This is a genomic window from Dyella sp. GSA-30, assembly GCF_027924605.1.
Taxonomy (GTDB): Bacteria; Pseudomonadota; Gammaproteobacteria; order Xanthomonadales; family Rhodanobacteraceae; genus GSA-30.
Window position 1 is genome coordinate 2527746 of the sequence record NZ_AP027042.1, and the last position, 21393, is coordinate 2549138.

The window sequence follows — 21393 nt, forward strand, 5'->3', positions numbered from 1 at the left end:
AAAGAGGGCCGCCGCCATCGTGTTATTTTGCGATGCACCAATCGTGTGAAGGCCGCGTAAAGCGCATGGTTGTGCGATCCTTGCCTGAACGAAAGCTCACCAAAAAGTTTAATTTGATGCATTATTCAACGAACGGGGCGTGTCCACGCCTTAACGGTTTTGCTACACTCCGCCCCGCTTGCTGTAAGGACGCCAAGCAAGGGACAACATAGTTCCTGATGTCGAAATGAGTTCTGACGCGCGATTTCCGTCTGGGGTGGAACGGACGCGAAAACCAATAATCGAGGAGACACCTGATGAATCGTAAGGGCTTGTATTTTCTGATTGCCCTGGCCCTGGGCGGCGTAGGTGCCGTTCACGCGCAGGACCAAGCAGCTTCGAGCACGCCAAGCTATGACGGCCGCTGGTACATCGCGCCGACCGTTGGCGGCTACTACAACGATACCGATCGCAACACCAACAGCCGTCAGGTTTACTACGGTCTGGGCGTTGGCCGCTTCATCTCGCCGAACGCGTCGATCGACCTGTTCATCGACCGCACCAAGCGCGACCGTGATGGCGCCGTCGGTGGCGGCAACTGGTCGAACAACAACTACGGTGTGACCGGTCGCTGGTACTTCGGTGATTGGAACTCGTTCCGTCCGTACATCCTGGGCGGCATCATGGGCAGCTACCACCACGACCGTGGTGACAAGGGCTGGTCGCCGGCCGCCGAGCTGGGCGTGGGCGTGTCCAAGACGATCACCGACAGCTCCGACATCCGCGTCGAAGCTGGCTACCGTTATGACTGGGACGACAAGTCGCAGACCGAAACCAACAGCGCCCGCGCGCAGGACGGCTACGGTGACTGGTTCCTGGGCCTGAGCATCGTGTCGCGCTTTGGCGAACCGGCTGCTGCCCCGGCTCCGGCCGCTGCCCCGCCGCCGGCTGCGCCGGATTGCTCGAAGCTCGATAGCGACGGCGACGGCGTGAACGATTGCGACGACAAGTGCCCGAACACCCCGGCCGGTACGATCGTCGGTCCGGACGGTTGCCCGCAGAAGGTCGTGATCGACCTGCGCGGCGTGAACTTCAAGTTCGACTACCCGAAGATCGGCCACGTGAAGGCGGCTGAAATTGGTAAGGCCCTGGCCGAGCCGACCGCTGACTCGATCGCGATCCTGGATCAGGCTGTCGACACGCTGCAGCGTTACCCGCAGGTCCACGTGACCGTTGCTGGTTACACCGACGGCGTGGGTAAGGACGCGTACAACCAGAAGCTGTCGGAGCGTCGCGCACAGATCGTGTACGACTACCTGACCTCGCACGGTATCGACGCGAGCCGTCTGGAAGGCCCGATCGGCCATGGCAAGAACGACCCGATCGACACCAATGCTACCGATGCCGGCCGCGCGCGTAACCGCCGCACCGAGCTGCAGGTTCAGCAGTAATCGATCTGGTGTAAAGCAGCACCGAGAAGCCCGGCGAAAGCCGGGCTTTTCTTTTGGGGGCGTTGGGTCGCGACTTCAGTCGCGACCGTCCCGCAGCAACATCATCGTGCGTGCGGTTGCCGCTAAAATCTTCACCTATGCCGATTCGCCCCTCATCGCGTTCTCTCCGCCCAGCCGCACCTCGCCACGGCCTTGCTCGCGTGCTGAGCAAGCTTGGCGTATGTTCGCGCAGCCAGGCCGAGCAGGCGGTGCGCGAGGGACGGGTCACCGTTGATGGCCGTGTGGTGCGCAACCCGGAACAACCGACGGATGCGGAGCGCCAGCGCATCTGCCTGGACGGCCAGCCGGCGATGGCTGCGAAACGCATCTATATCGCACTCAACAAGCCGCGCGGCATCGTGGTGAGTGCTTCCGACGAGCGAGGTCGCGATACCGTCTACGACCTGCTCAAGGATGCCGGCTTACCCTGGTTGGGTCCGGTGGGGCGGCTCGATCGCGCCAGCGAAGGACTGCTGCTCTTGAGCAACGACAGCGTCTGGGCCGCGCGCCTGACCGACCCCGTTGAGCACGTCGACAAGCTGTACCACGTGCAGATCGACTGCCTGCCCACGCCAGAACTGCTTGCACAATTGATCACCGGGACGGTAAGCGACGGCGAGCGCCTGGCTGCCAAGCGAGTCGATGTGTTGCGTCAGGGCGAAAAGAATGCGTGGCTGGAGATCGTGCTGGACGAAGGCCGCAACCGGCATATCCGCCGCCTGCTCGAGGCGCAGCGCATCAGTGTGCTGCGTCTGATCCGTATCGCGATCGGCCCGCTGGCATTGGGGGATTTGCCCAAGGGGCAGTGGCGTTACCTGGAGCCTTCCGAAGTCGCGTCGCTGTCGTCTGGCTGAAAGCGTTCGGCGGCCACCACCTGCAACGCATCCAGCATCGGTCCGATCAATGGGTGCGTGCGGTCTCGATGCAACACGGCATAGATCGTATTGAGGCAGGGCGTATCCATTTTGCGCACGATGACGTAGTCGCTCGACGGAGGCGATTCCAAGAGACAGACCGCCGGCACGATCGACAGGCCGCGTCCGTCTGCAACCCAGGCCAGCACTTCTTCCAGTTCTTCGAAATGCGCGGTGGCTGACAACTGCGGTAGCTCGATGTCCAGCACCTGCTTGAACCAGGTGGCAAAGACAAAATCGCTTTCGTCGTAGGTAATGAAGCTCTCGTTGAGCAGTGAGGCGGCGTCCAGTACGGGCGGTGCCCGGCTGGCCGGAGCAATCAGCACGATTTCCTCACGATCGACCGGGATGTGCTGCAGCTTTGCATGGGGCTGGCGTACATACACGAAACCGAGATGGCTGTCGCCGCTCTCTACATTGCGCAGCACGCCTTCGGCGGTCGGATAGTGCAAGCGGATCGGCAAGTCGGCGAGCGGGCCATCGCGGAACAGCGGCAGCACCACATAACGACCGTAACCGCTGACCGCCGAAATACGTAGCGGGTCGGTGGTCAGTGTGGCATCGCGCATTTCATCGTGCAGGCGCTCCCAGTCGTGCTGCATGCCTCGGCAGAAATCGAGCAGGCGCAATCCGGCGGCGTTCGGCTGCAGTCGGCCGCCGCGTCGTTCGAACAGCGGCATGCCCAGGCTTTCCTCCAGCCGACGCAGCTGGTAGCTCACAGACTGTTCGGTGCGATGCATGACCGTCGCTGCCGCGCGCAGGCCGCCGGCTTCGCAGACGGTGCGGAAGGCGTGCAGGTATCGCAGCTCCACGTTCATGCGTAAGGCGCGCTCCGACGAGGGAGGGAATCCAACTTAAAAAGAAATCATGCCTCCGATGAAAAAGATTCGCATAGCGCGGTGCCTATCTCAAGCCGACAATCGCGCCGTGCATCCGCACAGTTCCCAAAAAGGGTAGATATGGCATCGATTCGACGGTTTTCCGGTGCATGGCTGGCCGGCGTGGCCCTGGTCGTTTCCTTCCAGGCACATGCTCAGACGGCCAGAGATGCGGCACATTTCTACTATTACCGCCTGAGTGAAGGGATGCAGGCAAAGTTCGAAGCGGGTTACCGCCAGCACCTGGCCTGGCATCGGGTGCATCACGATCGCCTGGTCTGGTACGGCTGGATGATCGACAACGGTGCGCGGGCAGGGCAATTCGTCGATGCAAACGTAGGCGAGCCGTTCGCCGCGTTCGATCACCGCGTTGACGTTGCCGACGACGGCAAGAACTTCCAGCAGAACGTGGCGCCCTATTCGACACCGATGGCGCAGGAAACCTACCTGTTGCTGCGCGATGTCAGCTTTCGTACACCGCTGGAGTCGCGTCAGCCGAGCGCGAACATGCAGGTGCTTACTTATCGCGTGCGGCCCGGCACCGAGGCGCGCTTCGAGGCCGCCTTGCACGTGGCTCGACACGCTTTGGAAAACACGCCCGATGCGCCGCCTCACACCTGGTATCGCCTGGTGGTCGGCGGCACGCAATCGACCTATGTCCTGCAGATTGCGCGAGCGGACTGGGCGAGCTATGACCGCTTTCATCGAAGCATCGCTGATCTGCTGGCGACCGATTCGACGGCATTGGCGGACTATGCAGCGGCTGTCAGCGATGTGCAGAGTGAAACCTGGACCTATCGGGAGGAACTGAGCAATCTTCCGTGAATCGTGCCGCTGGCTTGTACGCGCGCGCCAGCACTGCAGTAGCCCCTCGCACTCGAGGGGCCACTGATGTCGATCAGCCGATGATGCCGAGCTTCTTGCCGACCTTGGTGAATGCGGCGATGGCCCGATCCAGATGCTCGCGCGTATGCGCCGCGCTCATCTGCGTGCGAATACGCGCCTGTCCCTGCGGAACCACCGGATAGAAGAATCCGGTGACGTAGATGCCTTCTTCCAGCAGTTCGGTCGCCATGGCCTGGGCTTTCTTGGCGTCATAGACCATGACCGGCACGATGGGGTGCACGCCTGGCTTGATATCGAAGCCTGCCTTGGTCATCTGCTCGCGGAAATAACGCGTGTTTTCCTTGACGCGATCGCGCAAGTCGCCTGCCCCGGCAAGCATGTCGAAGACCTTGATCGCGGCGGCGACGACATGCGGTGGCAGCGAGTTGGAGAACAGATAAGGGCGCGAACGTTGGCGCAGCATCTCGATCACTTCGGCGCGGCCCGTCGTAAAACCGCCCAGCGCGCCGCCCAGGGCCTTGCCCAGGGTGCCGGTGAAGATGTCGATCTTATCCATCACGCCGTTCACTTCGGCCGAGCCACGGCCGGTGTCGCCGAGGAAGCCGGTGCAATGGCATTCGTCGATATGCACGAGCGCGCCGTACTGTTTGGCCAAGGCGGTGATCTTGTCGAGCGGGGCAATGAAGCCGTCCATCGAGAACGCGCCGTCGCTGGTGATCAACTTGGTGCGGGCGCCGGCAGCGTCGGCGGCCTGCAACTGCTTTTCCAGATCCGCCATGTCGCAGTTGCCATAGCGGAACCGCTTGGCCTTGCACAGACGAATGCCATCGATGATCGAGGCGTGGTTCAGCGCGTCGGAAATGATCGCGTCTTCTTCACCGAGCAGCGGTTCGAACAGACCACCGTTCGCGTCGAAGCATGCGGCGTAGAGAATCGTGTCTTCGGTGCCGAAGAACTCGGCGATCTTCTTTTCCAGTTCCTTGTGCAGATCCTGTGTGCCGCAGATGAAGCGCACCGAGGCCATGCCGAAGCCGTGGGTATCGAGCGCATCCTTGGCGGCCTGGATCACGTCCGGATGATCGGCCAGACCCAGGTAGTTGTTGGCGCAGAAGTTCAGCACCTGCTTGCCGCTATCGAGGCGGATTTCAGCCGACTGCGGCGAGGTGATGATGCGCTCGGCCTTGAACAGGCCTTGTTCGCGGATGGATTGCAGTTCGCTGGTGTAGCGGTCCTGGCCGGGATAAGTCATGGGCTTGGGTTCTTGGCGGGGAAGAACCCGATTGTCGAACTTTTCGGCGCCCATGGGGAGTGGCTCTTGCCACTCCCGGGCCATCATTGCGCGGCGCTAGTGAAGGCCAAAATCCACACGCGTCGTCTTGCCGCCATCATCGATGCCCTTGGCATCGACCTTGGGCGCCGAAACGAAGACGCGGCTATCGGGCACTTTGCCGCGCAGCCACTGACGCACCACATCCGCGCGCCGCTCCGCCAGATGACGCAGGGCATCCTGGTCGACCGGCATGTTTTCTTCCAGCAGTTTCTGCATTTCTTCCGGTGGCTGCGACTTGGTCAACCCGACCAGATTGCGTTCCTTCTTGAACTTGGCGTGCTTGTACGCTTTTTCCAGATAATGATCGCGATCTTCGGGCGTCATCTTTGCCTTGGCCGGATCGGCGTTGTCTTCATCGTTGCCCGCTTCATGGCGAATCAGGTCCTCGACCATCTCGTGGCGCAGGCCTTTTTCGTCATAGGCCGGATCTTCGCGGCCGATGATGTCCAGGTTGAGCGACGACTTGTCGTTCAGGACCTTGACGATTTTTTCCAGCCGCGACGTGCTGTCGGCTGTCAGTACGCTCGATCCGGGGGCAAATTCCACGTAGCCCAGATCCTGCCCGCCGTTGCCGCCACCGCCGAATGCCGAGGCCAATAGTTTGAACGGTGCGGTTGCGGCCTTGGCGATCAGGTTGACGATGGCGCGCCAGATCAAACCGCCGACACTGAATTTGGGATCGTTCAACGAGCCCGATACCGGTACGTGTACATCGATACGGCCTTGCGAGTCTTTCAGTAGAGCAACCGCAAGCTTGACCGGCAAGTGACTTACGCCGGGACCTTCGATGCGGTCGCCGAAGGTGAGCTGGTCGATGAAGATGTGATTGTCGGCGGTCAATTTGCCCTGATCGAGCAGGTAATGCACATCGACGTTGAGTCGCCCCTTGGTGATCGGATAGCCGGCGTACTTGCCGGAGTAGGGCGAGAGGTGAGTCAGTTCGACGCCGTCGGCCTTGGCCTTGATGTCCAGGAAAGCAACCGGTGCCAGCGGATTGATCGAGCCTGCGATATCCACAGGCGCGTTATCGTCGAGCTGGCCGTTCAAATTCAGATCCGCCGGCGGACCACCGGCGGTGGTGCCGAACGCACCGACCTTGCCTTCGAGCTGGGTGATATTGGCGGTGTAGTTCGGCTTGATGAAATTGTCGGTGTAGTTGAGCTGGCCGCGCGACACGGTGACCTGGCCGACCTGAATCTCCGGCGGTGGGCCAGCAGGCGCGGATGAGGCGGGTGCGGGTGCGATCTGCGCTGTTTGCGCGGTGCTGGCGGCTGGCGCGGGTGCGGGCGTCGAACCATCCTGCGCGCGCGTGACGGAGACCGGCGTGGCTTCGGCGGGATTGGCTACGACGTCTTGCAGATTGATGCGCCCGGTCGCGTTGATGATGACGCGCGCGTAGAAATCGCTGAGCGACAAGGCGCCGATGTTCACATGTGGCGCACCTTCGCCCATGCGTACATTCATGCCCGATGCGGTCAGGCTGTTCCAGCGCAGAAATTCATCGTCGGTCGCCTTGTCCAGCACGCGTACGCGGCCGAGGGTCGCCTGACCCTGATAAGCGATACGTGCCGGCTGCTTGCCGCGATCGGCGTAACGGACATGCCCATTGAGTCCCAGCTGCGCGCTGACGATACGCACGTTCAATGGCACGCTGATCAACGACTCGAACTGCGCGATATCCAGGCGTGTCGTCTTGACGCGCAGATCGGCATCCAGCGGCTCGGGCTTGACCGTGCCGATGACGTTGTACGTGCCTTTGCCGATGCCGCCGTTCAAATCGAGCTTGAGTGGCTGACGCATATTGTCGGACAGGCCGTCCACGCCGAATTTGCTTGCCTTGATCGCCAGCGCCGCTTTTTTGCCGCTAGCGTTGTCGTCCTTGAAGTTGACCGTGCCATCGTCCAGCCCGAAGTGCGCCACGCTCCAATGGAACGAGGGCGATGCCGCTGCCCCGCGCGGCGCCGGCTTGCTGGGCAGCATCAGGCTGGCCAGATCGAAGCTGCCGTTGCGCAGGCGCCGAACATCCACCTTCAAGCCGCTCAGGGTCAGGCTGTTCAGGCGCGCTTCGCCGCCGGCCATATCGAACTTGGCGATATCCGCATGCATGCCTTGCCAGGCGACCGGCGTCGTGCGGTTGCCTTTCGGGCTCAGCGCAAAATGGTTCAGGCTCGCCTGCGCCGGTTCCATATGTACATTCAGCGTGCTGCCCCAACTGGCCTGCAGCTGCGCATCGGCATCGATCGCACCGTCGGTGATTTCGCCATTGAGCATGGGCGGCGCCAGCGGCACCAGGGTGGCCAACGCGACCTGCTTCAGGCTGACCTTGCCAACATAATGATTGCCGACCAGGTCGATCTTGCCGTTGGCGGCGATCTGACCGCCGGCCATCTGTCCGGCCATATCCACGCTACCGGCAGGGCCGGCGACGGTGGATACGCCGCGCAAGCTGCCATGGAGATTTTCCAGCGCCAGCCGGGCCGGCGTCTTGCCGCTCAGATCGGCATAGTCCAGTCGCGATCCCTCCAGGCTCAACGTGTCGATGCGAACCTGCGTGGGCTTGGCCGGCGGATTGGTTGGCGGCGCGGGGGCGGTCAATGCATCGAAATTGCTGTGGCCACCGGGCAGCTTGGTGTAGTGCAAGTTAGCGCGTTCGAGACTGAGCGTGCTCAGGTGATAGCGCGACGACAACGGCTCGACATCGTTGAGCGTGGCGGTGGCGCGGCCCAACTCAAGCAGTGGCGTGTTGTCGTGATTGGCCAGCTTGAAATTGTCCATCGCCAGCGAGCCGTCGAGCCGCAGTTGCGATGTGTCCTTGGTCGTCAGGAAATGTAGCTGCAGCTGGCCTGACAGCACGCCGCTGGGAATGTCCACCGGCAGCTTCGACGGCACATAGCTGAGATAGCGCGGCAGGTCGAGCTGATCGAGCTTGAAGTTGATCGTCGATTCGCGGCTGTCGGCAAACGGCTTGGTCTGTCCGTCGATGCGCAGCGGGCTATTGTCCACACGCATGGCCAGCAGAGGCTGCACATAGACGTCGACGCGGCTGGGCAGATTCGCGATGAAAGGGATGCCCAGCTCCAACTGGTCGACACGATGTTTTGCGTTGAGCACCTTGTCGTCGAACTGGATGTCGCCGTTATGCACGCTGATATTGGCCAGCGCGAAGCGCGTGGGTGGCGAGGGCGGCTCGCCCGGCTTTGCCGCGAAGCGATCGAGCAGATCGCTGAAATTGAATGTCTGCGGCGCAGTGCGGGTGATGTGAATCTGTGGATGCTGCACCGTCAGCTCATCGAGCACCGGGGTCAGGCGGAAGACCGCTGCCCAGGACGCATTGACCACGATCTGGTCGATATCGACAAAGGGCGAAGTGCCGTCCTTTTCCCCGATATGCAGCTTGTCCAGCTCTAGCCGCAGCGTGTAGGGATTCAGGTGGATGGCATCGACGGTCACCGGTCGCCCGAGCATGGCCGTCGCACGGCTTTGCAACTGGCTCTTGATCAGCGACGGGGCGGCAAAGAAGCCAAGTACGCCAAACAGTACGATCAGGCCAAGCAGAATCAGAAGGGTCTTGCGCAAGCGGTGCGAGCGATAGAGCTTGACGGCGCGGTCGCGGCCGGCCGCGAGGCGGGAGTTGCCCTTGGGGTCGTTCATGACGGTCAATGCTCCGCTGACATCGCGGGCCGACGGTGTATGGCTATGCTGCCGTACACGTCCCGAGAACTGCCGGCCTGCCTGGGCTGGAGTTTACTCAGGTTGGAGGGGGGAGGGGCAAGGATGGATTCGGCAGTTTTGCCGTTGTGCAGCTTGCGCACTCTCCTCCAGGCCCGCTGGAGGAGAGTGCGAAGAGGGAACTCAATGCCAGGAGCAAACCACTTTGCCGCAATTGCCGGCATCCATCAGGTCAAAGCCCTTCTGGAAATCGTCGATGGCGATCTGGTGCGTCAACACCTTCTGCAGTGGGAAGCCGGTCAGCACCATCTGGGTCATCTTGTACCAGGTCTCGTACATGCGGCGGCCGTAGATGCCCTGCAGGGTTAGGCCCTTGAAGATCACCTTGTCCCAGTCGATGCCGGCGCCGCGCGGCATGATGCCGAGCATCGCGACCTTGCCGCCGTGGTACATGCACTCGAGCATGTCGTTGAAGGCGCGCGGGTTGCCGCTCATCTCCAGGCCGACGTCGAAGCCTTCGATGTGCAGGTCCTTGACGGTTTCCTTCAGCGACTGCTTGGACACGTTGACCACGCGCGTGGCGCCCATATCGGCGGCAAGCTTGAGTCGGTAATCGTTGACGTCGGTGACGACGACATTGCGCGCACCCACATGCTTGGCGATGCCGGCGGCGATGATGCCGATCGGGCCGGCGCCGGTGATCAGCACGTCTTCACCGATCAGGTCGAACTCCAGCGCGCAGTGCGCGGCGTTGCCATAGGGATCGAAGAAGGCGGCCAGCTCGGACGGAATCTGGTCCGGGATCGGCCACAGGTTCGAGGCCGGCATGGTCATGTATTCGGCGAATGCGCCATTGCGGTTCACGCCGATGCCGACGGTGTTCGGGCACAGGTGCTGGCGACCGGCGCGGCAGTTGCGGCAATGGCCGCAGACGATGTGGCCTTCGGCCGAAACGCGGTCGCCAATCTTGTAGCCGGTGACGCCGGGGCCGATCTCGACGATGCGGCCGACGAATTCGTGGCCGATGGTGAGGCCGGGCTTGATCGTGCGCTGCGACCATTCGTCCCATTTGTAGATATGCAGATCGGTCCCGCAGATCGCGGTTTTTTCCATCTTGATCAGCACTTCGTTCGGGCCGACTTCCGGCACCGGCACTTCTTCCATCCAGATACCCTGCTCGGGATTGCGCTTGACCAGGGCTTTCATCATCTGCGGCATGTGTTCGATCCAGGCTGGCCCAGGGGGAATGGGCGGGGGGAGGTTGGGAAAAGCGGGATTATAAGGCCTGCCCGGCCGACCGGCTTTCGTGCAGTGCAGCGTTGCCCTGGCACGGCGGTCCATTCTATGGTCGCAGGTTCCTGCGATGGGCGCTGAAAGAAAGAGACACCTGATGAGCTTGAAGAAACTGTTGCTGCCGGCCGCTGTGGCGATGGGCTGGAATGCGCCGGTCAGCGCCGACGAAGGCATGTGGCTGCCGTCCCAGCTGCCGCAGATTGCCAGCCAGCTCAAGGCCGCCGGTTTCGAGGGCAATCCATCCGATCTGGCCGACCTGACCCGGCCGCCGTTGAGCGCGGTGGTGAAAGTGGGTGGTGCCACCGGTGCCTTCGTCAGCGACGAGGGCCTGGTGCTGACCAACCACCATGTGGCCTTTGGTGTCATTCAGTACAACAGCACGCCGCAGCGCGACCTGATCGAAAGCGGCTATGTCGCCGCCGACCGCCGCCAGGAGTTGCCTGCCAGCCCCGATTTCCGGCTGCGTGTCACCACCGGCTTCGACAAGGTGACCGAACGCGTCCTGGCCGATGCCCACGGCAAGACGGGCCGTGCGTATTACGACGCGGTCGACCGGGCCGGCAAGCAACTGGTGGCCGAATGCGAACGCGAAGAAGGCATGCGTTGCAGCGTAGTCAACATGTTCTATGGCACCGATTTCTATCTGGTGAAACAGCTGGAGCTGCGCGATATCCGGCTGGTCTATGCGCCACCGCGTGCGATCGGCAACTATGGCGATGAGATCGATAACTTCGTGTGGCCGCGACATGCCGGTGACTTCACTGTATTGCGCGCCTATGTCGGTCCCGACGGCAAGCCGGCGGCCTATGCGAAAGAGAATCGACCCTATCGCCCGCCGGCGCATCTGAAGATCGCCAGCGAAGGCGTGCAGCAGGGCGATTACGTGATGCTGGCGGGTTATCCGGGGATTACCTATCGGCACCGCATGGCCGAGGAGTTTGCCGATCAGATCCAATGGCGCCTGCCGACCTCGGTCGCCGTGCTCAAGCAACTGCAAGGTGTGATCGAAAGCGAAGGCGGCCGCAATCATGAAGCCGGCATTCGCTATGCGGCACAGTTGCAATCGCTAAAGAACAGCATCAAGCGTTTCAGCGGCGAGCTGGAAGGGCTGGAGCGCAGCGATGCGGTTGCCGTCCGCGGTGGCGATGAAGCGGCGATGCTCGAATGGCTCAGCAAACAGCACGATGGTGCAGCCGATCGCAAGCAGATCGATCACGTTGCCAAGCTTATCGACGACGGCAAAAGCGTGCGTGAGCGCGATCTGTTGCTTGGTCTGATCGCAACACAGACACAACTGATGCGCAGCGCATTGACGATCGAGCGTCTGGCGATCGAGCGCGCCAAGCCCGATGCCGAGCGTGAAAGCGGTTACCAGCAACGCGATGAAGAGCTGTTCGCCGGCCAGTTGCGACAGGTGAGCCGCCGTTACGATCCCACGGTGGAAAAGGCGCTGCTGACCGTGTTGCTCACGCGTTATCAGCAATTACCCGCGACACAGCATGTTCCGGAGTTCGACCAGGTATTTGGACGGACTCCGGCCGAACTCGAGCAGGCATTGAATCGCCTCTACGGCGGCACGCACCTGGGCGACGAGGCTGCGCGCTTGCAGGCATTCCAGGCGACACCTGAAAGCGCACGGACATCGGAGGATGTCTTGCTGGCGGCAGCGCGCAGCTTGCAGCCGGCGTTGCTGCGCATGGACGACGAACGCAAGACACGAGAAGGCGACTTGCTGCGCCTGCGTCCGTATTACATGAAGGCATTGATTGCATTTCGCCACAGCCAGGGACGCGCGGTGTATCCGGACGCGAACTCCACGTTGCGTGTGAGCTACGGCAAGGTCACGCCGCTGGCAGCGCGTGACGCGGTGACTTACGCACCGCTCACCACCGTCAACGGCATCGTCGAGAAAAACACCGGCAAGCCGCCATTCGATGCCCCCAAGCCTTTGCTCGATGCCATTCACAAAGGTGATTTCGCCGGTTATGCCGACCCGGTAACCGGCGCGATGCCGGTCGACTTCCTGAGCAACCTGGATACCACCGGTGGCAATTCGGGCTCGCCGGTCATCAACGCGCGCGGTGAGCTGGTGGGCCTCAACTTCGACAGTAACTGGGAAGCGGTCAGCGCCAGCTGGATGTACGACCCGCGTTACAAGCGCGCCATCCATGTCGACCTGCGCTATATGCGCTGGCTGATGGACAAGGTGTATCCGGCGCCGTGGTTGCTGAAGGAGCTTGGGCAAGTAGGGCGCTGACGGTCGCGTCGCGACTTCAGTCGCGACCATCCCGCCGCAATCCTCCTCGTTTGACCCCGTGACTTGCGGCACATCCCCACAGGCCGCCTCAACGTCCAGACTAAACGTTATATTGTAACAAAATGCCCACGCCCTTGCGGGCACTGATAAGGAGAATCCAGTGCGTCGTCTCGCTCTTGCCGCGGCTTTGTCCGTCGCTTTCTTTTCCCAGGCTCATGCCGTCGAAGGCATGTGGCAGCCCGCGCAGTTGCCGACCATCGCCGCGACGCTGAAGCAGCATGGATTGAAACTCGATCCAAACAGCCTGACCGATCTGACGGCTTATCCCATGGGCGCGATCGTCAGCCTGGGTGGTTGCACGGCCTCGTTCGTTTCGCCCGAAGGCCTGATCGTCACTAATCACCATTGCGGCTACGGTGCCTTGCAGTACAACTCGACGCCGCAGAAGAACCTTATCGTCGATGGCTTCCTCGCCAGGACCAAGGCCGAGGAGCTGCCCGGCTCGCCGGATATGCGCGTGTTCGTCACCGAGGAAATTCGCGACGTCACCAAGGAGATCAACGCGAAGCTCAACGATCACATGAGCGGCGCGGAGCGCTATAAGGCGATCGAGCTGGCGATCAAGGAGCAAGTTAAAGCCTGCGAGAGCGAAGGCTATCGTTGCGACGTCTACACCTTCCATGGCGGCTTCAGCTACCAGCTGATCAAGCAGCTGGAAATCAAGGACGTGCGCCTGGTCTACGCGCCGCCGGAATCGATCGGCAAGTTCGGCGGCGATATCGACAACTGGATGTGGCCGCGTCATACCGGCGACTTCAGTTACCTGCGTGCCTATGTCTCCAAGGACGGCAAGTCGGCCACTTATTCGAAAGACAACGTGCCGTATCAGCCCAAGCACGTGCTCAAGATCAATCCGCAGGGCGTGGAGGCGGGAGACTATGTAATGGTGGTGGGCTATCCCGGCCGCACCAATCGTTACCGTCTCGCCGATGAAGTGCAAAGTTCGATCGACTGGGTCTATCCGACACAGATCAAGATTTACCAGGACACGCTCAATATCATCGATACCGCCGCCAAGAGCCGGCCGGATGTCGGCGTGAAATACGCCAGCATGGAAGCGGGCCTCAACAACTATCTCAAGAATTTCGGTGGGCAGCTCGAAGGGCTGCGTCGTGCCGATGCGGTGTCGGTCAAGCGTCAGCAAGAGGCTCAGCTCGAGACCTGGCTGAAGGACAAGGGCGGTGCCGAGAACGAGGCGCTCGCTGCCGATATCGGCAAACTGCGCAAGGCGATCGCCGACGACCAGTCCACGCGTGAGCGTGATCTGGATATCAGCCTGATTCGTCGTACGTCGGTACTGGGTAGTGCGCTTCGTCTGGTACGCCTGTCGCATGAGCGTCAGAAGAGCGATATCGAGCGTGAACCGGGATATCAGCAGCGCGATGAAGTGCGGATCGAAGGTGCGCTCAAGCAGATGGAGCGTCGCTACGATCCGGCCGTCGATCAGCAATTGCTGACCTATGGTCTGCTGCGTTACATCAAGCTGCCCCAGGACCAGCGGCTGCATGCGCTCGACCAGTGGCTGGGTTCGGCCAATACGGAATCGGCCATCAGCGCAAAGGTTGGCGCACTTTATAGCGGCAGCAAGCTGGGCAATACCGACGACCGCATGAAGTGGTTCAAGGCCGATGCCAAGACGATCGATGCAAGCGACGACAGCATGCTGGCGCTTGCACGCGCGCTGTCTCCGGAGCTGAAGGCGATCGAGGACAAGGACGACGCCCGCGCCGGCGAGATGTCAAAGCTGCGTCCGCGCTATATGCAGGCGATGATCGCGTGGAAGGATTCGCAACATCTGCCGGTCTACCCGGATGCCAATAGTTCGTTGCGCGTTACCTTCGGTAATGTCCAAGGTGTCGCGCCGCGCGACGGTGTCAGCTATTCACCGTTCACCACGGTGCAGGGCATTGTGGAGAAGGACACCGGCGTCGAACCATTCAATGCGCCCAAGGCGGAAATCGCCGCCATCAAGGCCAAGCAATTCGACGGCTATGCATCGAAGAAGCTCGGCACCTTGCCGGTCGACTTTCTTGCCGATCTGGACATCACCGGCGGTAACTCCGGTTCGCCAGCCATGGATGCCCAAGGCCGCCTGGTCGGTCTGGCATTCGACGGTAACTGGGAATCGGTCAGCGGCGACTGGTTGTTCAATCCGCAGCTGAATCGGTCGATTCAGGTCGACGTTCGTTACATGTTGTGGGTCATGCATCAGCTCGATCATGCAGACAATCTGTTGCAGGAGATGGGTGTGCCTGCCAGCGGGAAGTAACATTTCCGCTGACTTGCCAACGTTGTAGGAGCGACTTCAGGGATTCTCGAAAAACCTTTCCTACTCGTCATTCCGGCGCAGGCCGGAATCCACTCCTCAGTGCAGACGCTTGCCACGTACTATCTGACAAGTTAAGGACTGAGGATTGGATTCCGGCCTGCGCCGGGATGACGACTAGGAGAGTTGTTCGAGCTCCCCGTGCCCCAATGACCTGTGGCCTACAGCTCCCGTCTTCCATCCAGGTATAGCATCCGTGAATCACGGCATGGCTCGGGAAGGGGAAGACAGTGACTCTTACACGGCGTCAGTTTCTAGGTAGCACGCTTCCACTCGGCGCACTTGCGTTGACCGCATACGCAGGGGCACCGGCGAGCTTGCTCGCGGCAGACAATGCTGCGGTTCCGACGCCCGCACCTGCGGACAACACTGTATTCCTCTACGGCGACAGCATCCTGCTCGAACCGCAACCCTACGCCGATCTGTTGCAGTCTCTCCTGCATAAGCACGACAAGGTCAACGATTTCTATCTCAAGGGCGGTGCGGTCACCGAGCTGGAGGCAAAGTTCTCCGCGCTGCTGGGCAAAGAAGATACGGTGCTGATGCCCACCGGCACCCTGGCTAACCATATTGCCTTACGGCTGCTGTGCGGCGAGTCGCGCCACGCCCTGGTGCAGCAGGAAAGCCACGTCTATCGCGATGAGGCCGATTCGGTGCCGACCTTGAGCGGGATCAACCTGGTGCCGCTGGCGCCGGGCAAGGCCGCGCCGACGCTGGATGAAGTCAAGGCTGCGATCGATCGCGCAGAGAATGGTCCTTATCCGATCAAGGTCGGTGCGATATCGCTGGAAAGCCCGGTGCGTCGCGCCGACGGTGCCACCGTGCCGATGGCCTTGATCAACCAGATCGCAGGCATCGCGCACGCTCATGGCGTCGGCATGCATCTGGACGGTGCGCGTCTTTTATTGATGAGCGGCATCAGCGGCTTCGATCCGAAGTCGTACTGTGCTCCGTTCGACACGGTCTATGTCTCGCTCTACAAATATTTGAATGCGCCGTTTGGCGGCGTGTTGTCGGGTACCAAGGCGCAGATGACGAAGGCGCGCGAGCTGCGGCACATCTTCGGTGGGACCTTGTTGCATGGCTGGATGGCGGCGTTACCGGCACTGGATACGCTGGACGGCTTTGTCGACCGTTTCGCCGGCGTGCGACAGGCGGCGGAGCGCCTGCTGGCACGTTTGGAGAAAACCTCGGGCTATAAAGTCCACCGCATCGAGAACGGCAGCAATATCGCCTACCTCGATGTATCGGCGAAGCGGGCCGATGGATTGGGCGAGCGCTTGAAGAGTGCGCATATCGAGATGGGCCATCTGCGTGAGGGCAAGCTGGAGCTCATGTTCAACGAAACCTGGCTGCGCCAAAGTACCGATCAATTGATCGCGGCCTTCGCCGGGAAATAGCCGCAGCCCATACAATGGGCGGATGTCGATCGATCAACGTCCGCCCGCCATCTTTTTGATGGGACCCACGGCCTCCGGTAAAACGGCGCTGGCTTGCATGCTGAGCGAACGGTTTCCGGTGGAGCTGGTGAGTGTCGACTCAGCGCTGGTCTATCGCGGCCTCGATATCGGCTCAGCCAAACCCGATGCGCCGACCCTGGCGCGCTATCCGCATGCGCTGATCGATATCCGGGAGCCGAGCGAGCCTTATTCGGCGGCGGACTTTCGCGCCGATGCGGTCGCTGCCATGCAGGCGATTACGGCGCGCGGTCATGTGCCGCTGTTGGTGGGTGGTACCGGTTTGTATTTTCGCGCCTTGCAGCGTGGTCTCTCGGCCTTGCCCGAAGCGGACCCGACCATCCGCGAGCGCCTGACCGAGGAGGCGCAACGCCTTGGCTGGCCGGCCATGCACCAGCGGCTGAGCGAACTCGATCCGGTAGCCGCCCAGCGTATCGGGGCAAACGATGCGCAGCGTGTGCAGCGCGCACTGGAAGTCATCGAGCTGACCGGGCGGCCTTTGTCCGAACAGCAGCAGGGCGGCAGCGGAGAGCGCTTCCCCTGGCGGGTGTTGAAACTGGCCCTGTTGCCGGAAGACCGCAGCCTGCTGCACGAACGTATCGCCCGGCGTTTCGACGCCATCATCGCGGCGGGCCTGCTCGACGAGGTGCGCGCGCTGCAAGCACGGGGCGGCCTTCACGCCGACCTGCCGGCGATCCGGGCCGTCGGCTATCGGCAGGCCTGGGAGCACCTGGACGGGCTGGTCGATGCGGCGACATTTCGCGATAAGGGCATCTTCGCGACGCGCCAGCTGGCCAAGCGGCAGATCACCTGGTTGCGCAGCGAGCTGGACGCCCGGGCGCTCGATCCGGATCGCGAAGATCTTGCGGGCAGAGCGAGCGACGCCTTGCGTCTGTTCCTTGGCGGCCCCATGTAAGCATGGCGAGGCGGTTTCTGACCGCTCGGTTACAGAGGTAAGCGCCGCCGCGGTCACACGGTGGAGTTTTTTCCTTTCAAGATCAATTTAAAAGCGGTTAATATTCCTTCGTCTTGGGCCGGGACGTGCTGCACGCGTCTTTTCTCCGGCCTGTTCGTAAGCGAGGGGAGAACAACAAATGTCCAAAGGGCAGTCATTGCAAGATCCGTTTCTTAACGCTTTGCGTCGTGAACGCATCCCGGTCGCCATCTATCTCGTCAACGGTATCAAGTTGCAGGGAACGATCGAGTCGTTTGATCAGTTTGTGGTGCTGCTGCGCAACCAGGTCAGCCAGATGGTCTATAAACACGCCATCTCGACCGTAGTGCCCAGCCGCAATGTACGCGTTGGCAATGGTCACGACGGCCATGGCGACGCCATCGTTGGACCCGCCGAGGCGGAAGGTTGATTCACTCTGTTTGATCGTCAAAAGAAAGGCGACCGTGCTGTCATCGTCCTCCCGCATTCGCGCGGGGAGGGCGACTCGGTACGCCGCGCCGAAGAATTCGCTGAGCTGGTCAAGTCGGCGGGTGCCGAGATCCTGGGCAGCATCCCCGCACGCGTCGAAACCCCCAATCCACGCTATTTCATAGGCACCGGCAAGGCCGAAGAGGTCGCCGAGGCTGTGCGTGCGCTGGAGGCCGACCTGGTGCTGGTCGACCATCTGCTCAGCCCGGTCCAGGAACGCAACCTGGAAAAGCTCCTCAACACGCGCGTGGTCGATCGTGCCGGGCTGATCCTGGACATCTTTGCCCAGCGTGCCCGGTCGCACGAAGGCAAGCTGGAAGTCGAGCTGGCGCAGCTCAAGCACCTGGCTACCCGGCTGGTGCGCGGCTGGACCCATCTGGACAGCCAGCGCGGCGGTGCCATCGGCAACCGCGGCCCGGGCGAAACCCAGTTGGAAACCGACCGCCGCCTGTTGGCCGAGCGCGTGAAGATGCTGACCAAGCGCCTGGAAAAGGTGCAGACGCAGCGTGGTCAGCAGCGCCGCGCGCGGCTACGCAACACGGTGCCGCGGGTGGCCCTGGTGGGCTATACCAACGCGGGCAAGTCGACGCTTTTCAATGCCTTGACCGAAGGCGACGTCTACGCGGCCGATCAGCTTTTCGCCACGCTCGACCCCACGGTCCGCAAGCTGGAAGACCTCACCTGCGGGCCGGCTGTGCTGGCCGATACCGTCGGTTTCGTCCGCGACCTGCCGCATGACCTGGTGGCCGCCTTTCGCGGCACCCTGGCCGAGGCGCGCGACGCGGACCTGCTGCTGCATGTCTGCGATGCCGCCGACGAGGAGCGCGACCGCCTGCGTGACGTGGTCGATCAGGTGCTCGAAGAGATCGACGCCGGCGATCTGCCGCAATTGCGGGTCATGAACAAGATCGACCTCGCTGGCGGCGAGCCGCGCATCGATCGCGACGGCGAAGGCCGCCCGACCCAGGTCTGGGTGTCCGCGGCCCAGGGCATAGGCATGGACCTGCTGCGCCAGGCGCTGGGCGAATTGCTCGGTGGCGAGCGTGTGCGTTCCGAATTGCGCCTGCCGCTATCGGCCGGTCGCCTGCACGCACGGTTGAAGGCAGCCGGTGCCATCGCCGGCGAAGCGGTCGACGAACACGGCTGGCAGCTACATATCGACGCACCCCGCAGTGTCATTGCTCCCCTGACCGGTGGCGGCGGCGCGGATGCGGCCTTGCTGCGCGACATCCTCGGCGAGGAAGCAAGGGGCTAGGAGCCTGCTGCAAAAGCGGTTGTGCCCCTTGTAGCTAACCCCTTATGCCCTCACCCCTGATAGAATGACGGGCGTTTTGCGGCCAACGTACCCGGCGCCCCCATGCAACAGCCCGTTCAACGAGTTTTCCGGCCATCGCTGCCGGCCTCCCTGCGGCCTCAAGGAGACTGACCATGGCCTGGAACGAACCCGGTAACAACGGGCAGCGCGACCCCTGGAACAAGAACAACAACCGTCCCGGCGGCAACAAGTCAGGGCTGGAAGATGTGCTCAAGCAGCTACGCAACCGCTTCGGCAAATTCGGCGGCGGTGCTGGCGGCATCTTTACCGTTTTGCTGGCCGTGGTGCTGGCCTGGCTGCTGCTGAGCAGCTATGTGATCGTCGATGCCCGCCAGGCCGGTGTAGTGCTGCGCTTCGGACAGTACAACCGCACGCTGGGGCCGGGCTTCCATTTCAAGCTCCCGCGTCCGCTCGAGTCGGTGACCAAGGTCGGCACTACGGAAATCCGTTCGGTATCGGACAAGGTGCGCATGTTGACCTCCGACGAGAACATCATCTCGGTGGACTTCAACGTGCAGTACCAGGTGTCCGATGCGCGCCAGTACCTGTTCTCGCTGAGCGGGCAGCCGGAAGACACCTTGCAGCAGGCCGCCGAAGCGGCCGTGCGCACCGTCGTCGGCGCCAACATCATGGACAACATCCTGACCAGCCAGAGCGATCCGGTGGCCGTTGCCGCCGCCGACCCGGCTGCCGCGTCGACCGCCGCCACGCCTGCCACGGCCGCTGCCAAGGCACCGGTCCCGGCGCAGACTCGCGATACCCTGCAGCAGCAGACCCGCGACATCCTGCAGGCCACGCTCGATGGCTACCGCTCGGGCATCACGGTGACCGATGTGAGCTTCCAGAACGTGGCCCCGCCGCAGGAAGTGAAGGACGCCTTCGACGACGTCAACGCCGCGCGCGAAGACAAGCAGGCGACCGAAAACAACGCGCGCGCCACCGCCAGCAAGATCGTGCCCGAAGCACGCGGCGATGCATCGCGCATTCTCGCGCAGGCGCTTGGCTATAGCGCCGAGCGCGTGGCCCGCGCCAACGGCGACGCGGCGCAGTTCAACCTGATCCTCAAGGAATACAAGGCCGCGCCCGACGTCACCCGTCGTCGCCTGTGGCTGGAAACGGTTGAAAACGTCATGTCGAACAACCCCAAGGTGCTCGACGGCAGTGGTGGCCGCAATGTCATCTACCTGCCGCTGGAGCGTATGAGCGGCCGGGACGTCCAGGGCGTGGGCACGGTGTTGCAATCGGCCGCGGGCGGCGACATCAGCAAGGAGAAGCAGCCATGAAATTCGTGACCGCGATCCTGGTCGTCCTGATTGTCCTGTTCGGCTACAACAGCATGTATGTGGTCAGGGAAGGCGAGAGCGCCCTGGTCCTGCAGTTCGGTCGCATCGTGCGCACCGACAACGATCCGGGCCTGCATTTCAAGTTGCCGCTGGTGCAGCAGCGCTTGTTGTTCGACAGCCGCATCATGACGCTGGACGCCCAGCCGGAGCGTTACTTCACCTCCGAAAAGAAAAGCGTCAATGTCGACTTCTACGTGAAGTGGCGCATTGCCGACAGCGCCGCGTATTACCGCGCGACCACCGGTTCGGACCTGCAGGCGGCCAACCGCCTCACCCCGCTGGTCAAGAACGCGCTGCGCCAGGAATTCAACGGTCGCACGCTGCAGGAGCTGATCACGGCCGGGCGCAAGGACATTACCGAGCGCGTACGTGCCGAGACCGATGCCACCTCGAGCAAGAATCTCGGTATCGACGTGGTTGACGTGCGCATCAAGCGCATCGAGCTGCCCGATGAAGTGAGCGAATCGGTCTACAAGCGCATGCGTGCCGAACGACTGGAGCTGGCCAACGAGCTGCGTTCCACCGGCCAGCAGGCGGCGACCACGATCCAGGCCGATGCCGAGCGCCAGGTGCAGGTGATCAAGGCCGATGCCGAGCGCGATGCTTCCAAGACACGTGGCGAAGGCGATGCGCAGGCTGCGGCCATCTACGCGCAGGCCTATGGCCAGGATCCTGAGTTCTTTGCGTTCTACCGTAGCCTGTCCGCGTATCGTGATTCGTTCAAGGATGGCAAGGGCGTGCTGGTGCTCAAGCCTGATTCGGAGTTCCTGCGTTATTTCAATGACGGCGCGGCCAAGCGCTGAGCGTTCGGGT

Annotated in this window: 15 protein-coding genes; 11 read left to right on the forward strand and 4 right to left on the reverse strand. The window is 62.1% G+C overall.

Annotated features, from left to right (window positions below):
• Window positions 1-296: 296 nt before the first annotated feature.
• A complete protein-coding gene (locus tag QMG46_RS11160; protein WP_281852585.1) occupies window positions 297-1430 on the forward strand; it encodes an OmpA family protein in 1134 nt (377 codons plus the stop codon).
• A gap of 137 nt (window positions 1431-1567) precedes the next feature.
• A complete protein-coding gene (locus QMG46_RS11165; protein ID WP_281852586.1) occupies window positions 1568-2323 on the forward strand; it encodes a pseudouridine synthase in 756 nt (251 codons plus the stop codon).
• Here the strand turns inward: QMG46_RS11165 and QMG46_RS11170 are convergent.
• Entirely contained in the window at window positions 2281-3201 is a 921-nt protein-coding gene (locus QMG46_RS11170; RefSeq protein ID WP_281852587.1) for a LysR family transcriptional regulator, read from the reverse strand. The two genes, QMG46_RS11165 and QMG46_RS11170, sit on opposite strands and share 43 nt — an antisense overlap.
• 141 nt (window positions 3202-3342) lie before the next feature.
• On the opposite strand from QMG46_RS11170, the gene QMG46_RS11175 reads away from it, so the two are divergent.
• Window positions 3343-4086: a hypothetical protein gene (locus QMG46_RS11175; RefSeq protein WP_281852588.1), complete on the forward strand. Its 744-nt coding sequence runs from the start codon at window positions 3343-3345 to the stop codon at window positions 4084-4086.
• A 73-nt stretch (window positions 4087-4159) separates the two neighbouring features.
• Here QMG46_RS11175 and kbl read toward each other — a convergent pair whose 3' ends face one another.
• From kbl to tdh, 3 genes are all read right to left on the reverse strand, one after another.
• Window positions 4160-5356, reverse strand: coding sequence for a glycine C-acetyltransferase (gene kbl, locus QMG46_RS11180; RefSeq protein WP_281852589.1), 1197 nt, complete (start codon window positions 5354-5356; stop codon window positions 4160-4162).
• Between the two features lie 96 nt (window positions 5357-5452).
• Window positions 5453-9088 carry a DUF748 domain-containing protein gene (locus QMG46_RS11185; protein WP_281852590.1) on the reverse strand — a complete coding sequence of 1212 codons (3636 nt, stop codon included), beginning with the start codon at window positions 9086-9088 and terminating at the stop codon, window positions 5453-5455.
• A gap of 201 nt (window positions 9089-9289) precedes the next feature.
• Complete coding sequence (gene tdh, locus QMG46_RS11190; protein WP_281852874.1) at window positions 9290-10312, reverse strand: L-threonine 3-dehydrogenase; 1023 nt, start codon at window positions 10310-10312, stop codon at window positions 9290-9292.
• A 184-nt stretch (window positions 10313-10496) separates the two neighbouring features.
• On the opposite strand from tdh, the gene QMG46_RS11195 reads away from it, so the two are divergent.
• The 8 genes from QMG46_RS11195 (at window position 10497) to hflC (ending at window position 21383) form a co-directional block, all read left to right on the forward strand.
• Window positions 10497-12656, forward strand: coding sequence for a S46 family peptidase (locus QMG46_RS11195; RefSeq protein WP_281852591.1), 2160 nt, complete (start codon window positions 10497-10499; stop codon window positions 12654-12656).
• Between the two features lie 160 nt (window positions 12657-12816).
• Window positions 12817-14985, forward strand: a complete 2169-nt coding sequence (locus QMG46_RS11200) for a S46 family peptidase (RefSeq protein WP_281852592.1) — start codon at window positions 12817-12819, stop codon at window positions 14983-14985.
• Window positions 14986-15272: 287 nt separating this feature from the next.
• Window positions 15273-16442: a threonine aldolase family protein gene (locus QMG46_RS11205; RefSeq protein WP_281852593.1), complete on the forward strand. Its 1170-nt coding sequence runs from the start codon at window positions 15273-15275 to the stop codon at window positions 16440-16442.
• A 22-nt stretch (window positions 16443-16464) separates the two neighbouring features.
• Window positions 16465-17415 carry a tRNA (adenosine(37)-N6)-dimethylallyltransferase MiaA gene (gene miaA / locus QMG46_RS11210; RefSeq protein ID WP_281852594.1) on the forward strand — a complete coding sequence of 317 codons (951 nt, stop codon included), beginning with the start codon at window positions 16465-16467 and terminating at the stop codon, window positions 17413-17415.
• A gap of 178 nt (window positions 17416-17593) precedes the next feature.
• Window positions 17594-17863 (forward strand): RNA chaperone Hfq, encoded by a 270-nt coding sequence (gene hfq, locus QMG46_RS11215; RefSeq protein ID WP_281852595.1) that lies wholly within the window; start codon window positions 17594-17596, stop codon window positions 17861-17863.
• 6 nt (window positions 17864-17869) lie between these two features.
• Complete coding sequence (gene hflX / locus QMG46_RS11220; protein ID WP_281852875.1) at window positions 17870-19177, forward strand: ribosome rescue GTPase HflX; 1308 nt, start codon at window positions 17870-17872, stop codon at window positions 19175-19177.
• A gap of 173 nt (window positions 19178-19350) precedes the next feature.
• Window positions 19351-20520 carry an FtsH protease activity modulator HflK gene (gene hflK / locus QMG46_RS11225; RefSeq protein ID WP_281852596.1) on the forward strand — a complete coding sequence of 390 codons (1170 nt, stop codon included), beginning with the start codon at window positions 19351-19353 and terminating at the stop codon, window positions 20518-20520.
• Complete coding sequence (gene hflC / locus QMG46_RS11230) at window positions 20517-21383, forward strand: protease modulator HflC (protein ID WP_281852597.1); 867 nt, start codon at window positions 20517-20519, stop codon at window positions 21381-21383. Before hflK ends, hflC begins: the two co-directional genes overlap by 4 nt.
• Window positions 21384-21393: the final 10 nt, after the last annotated feature.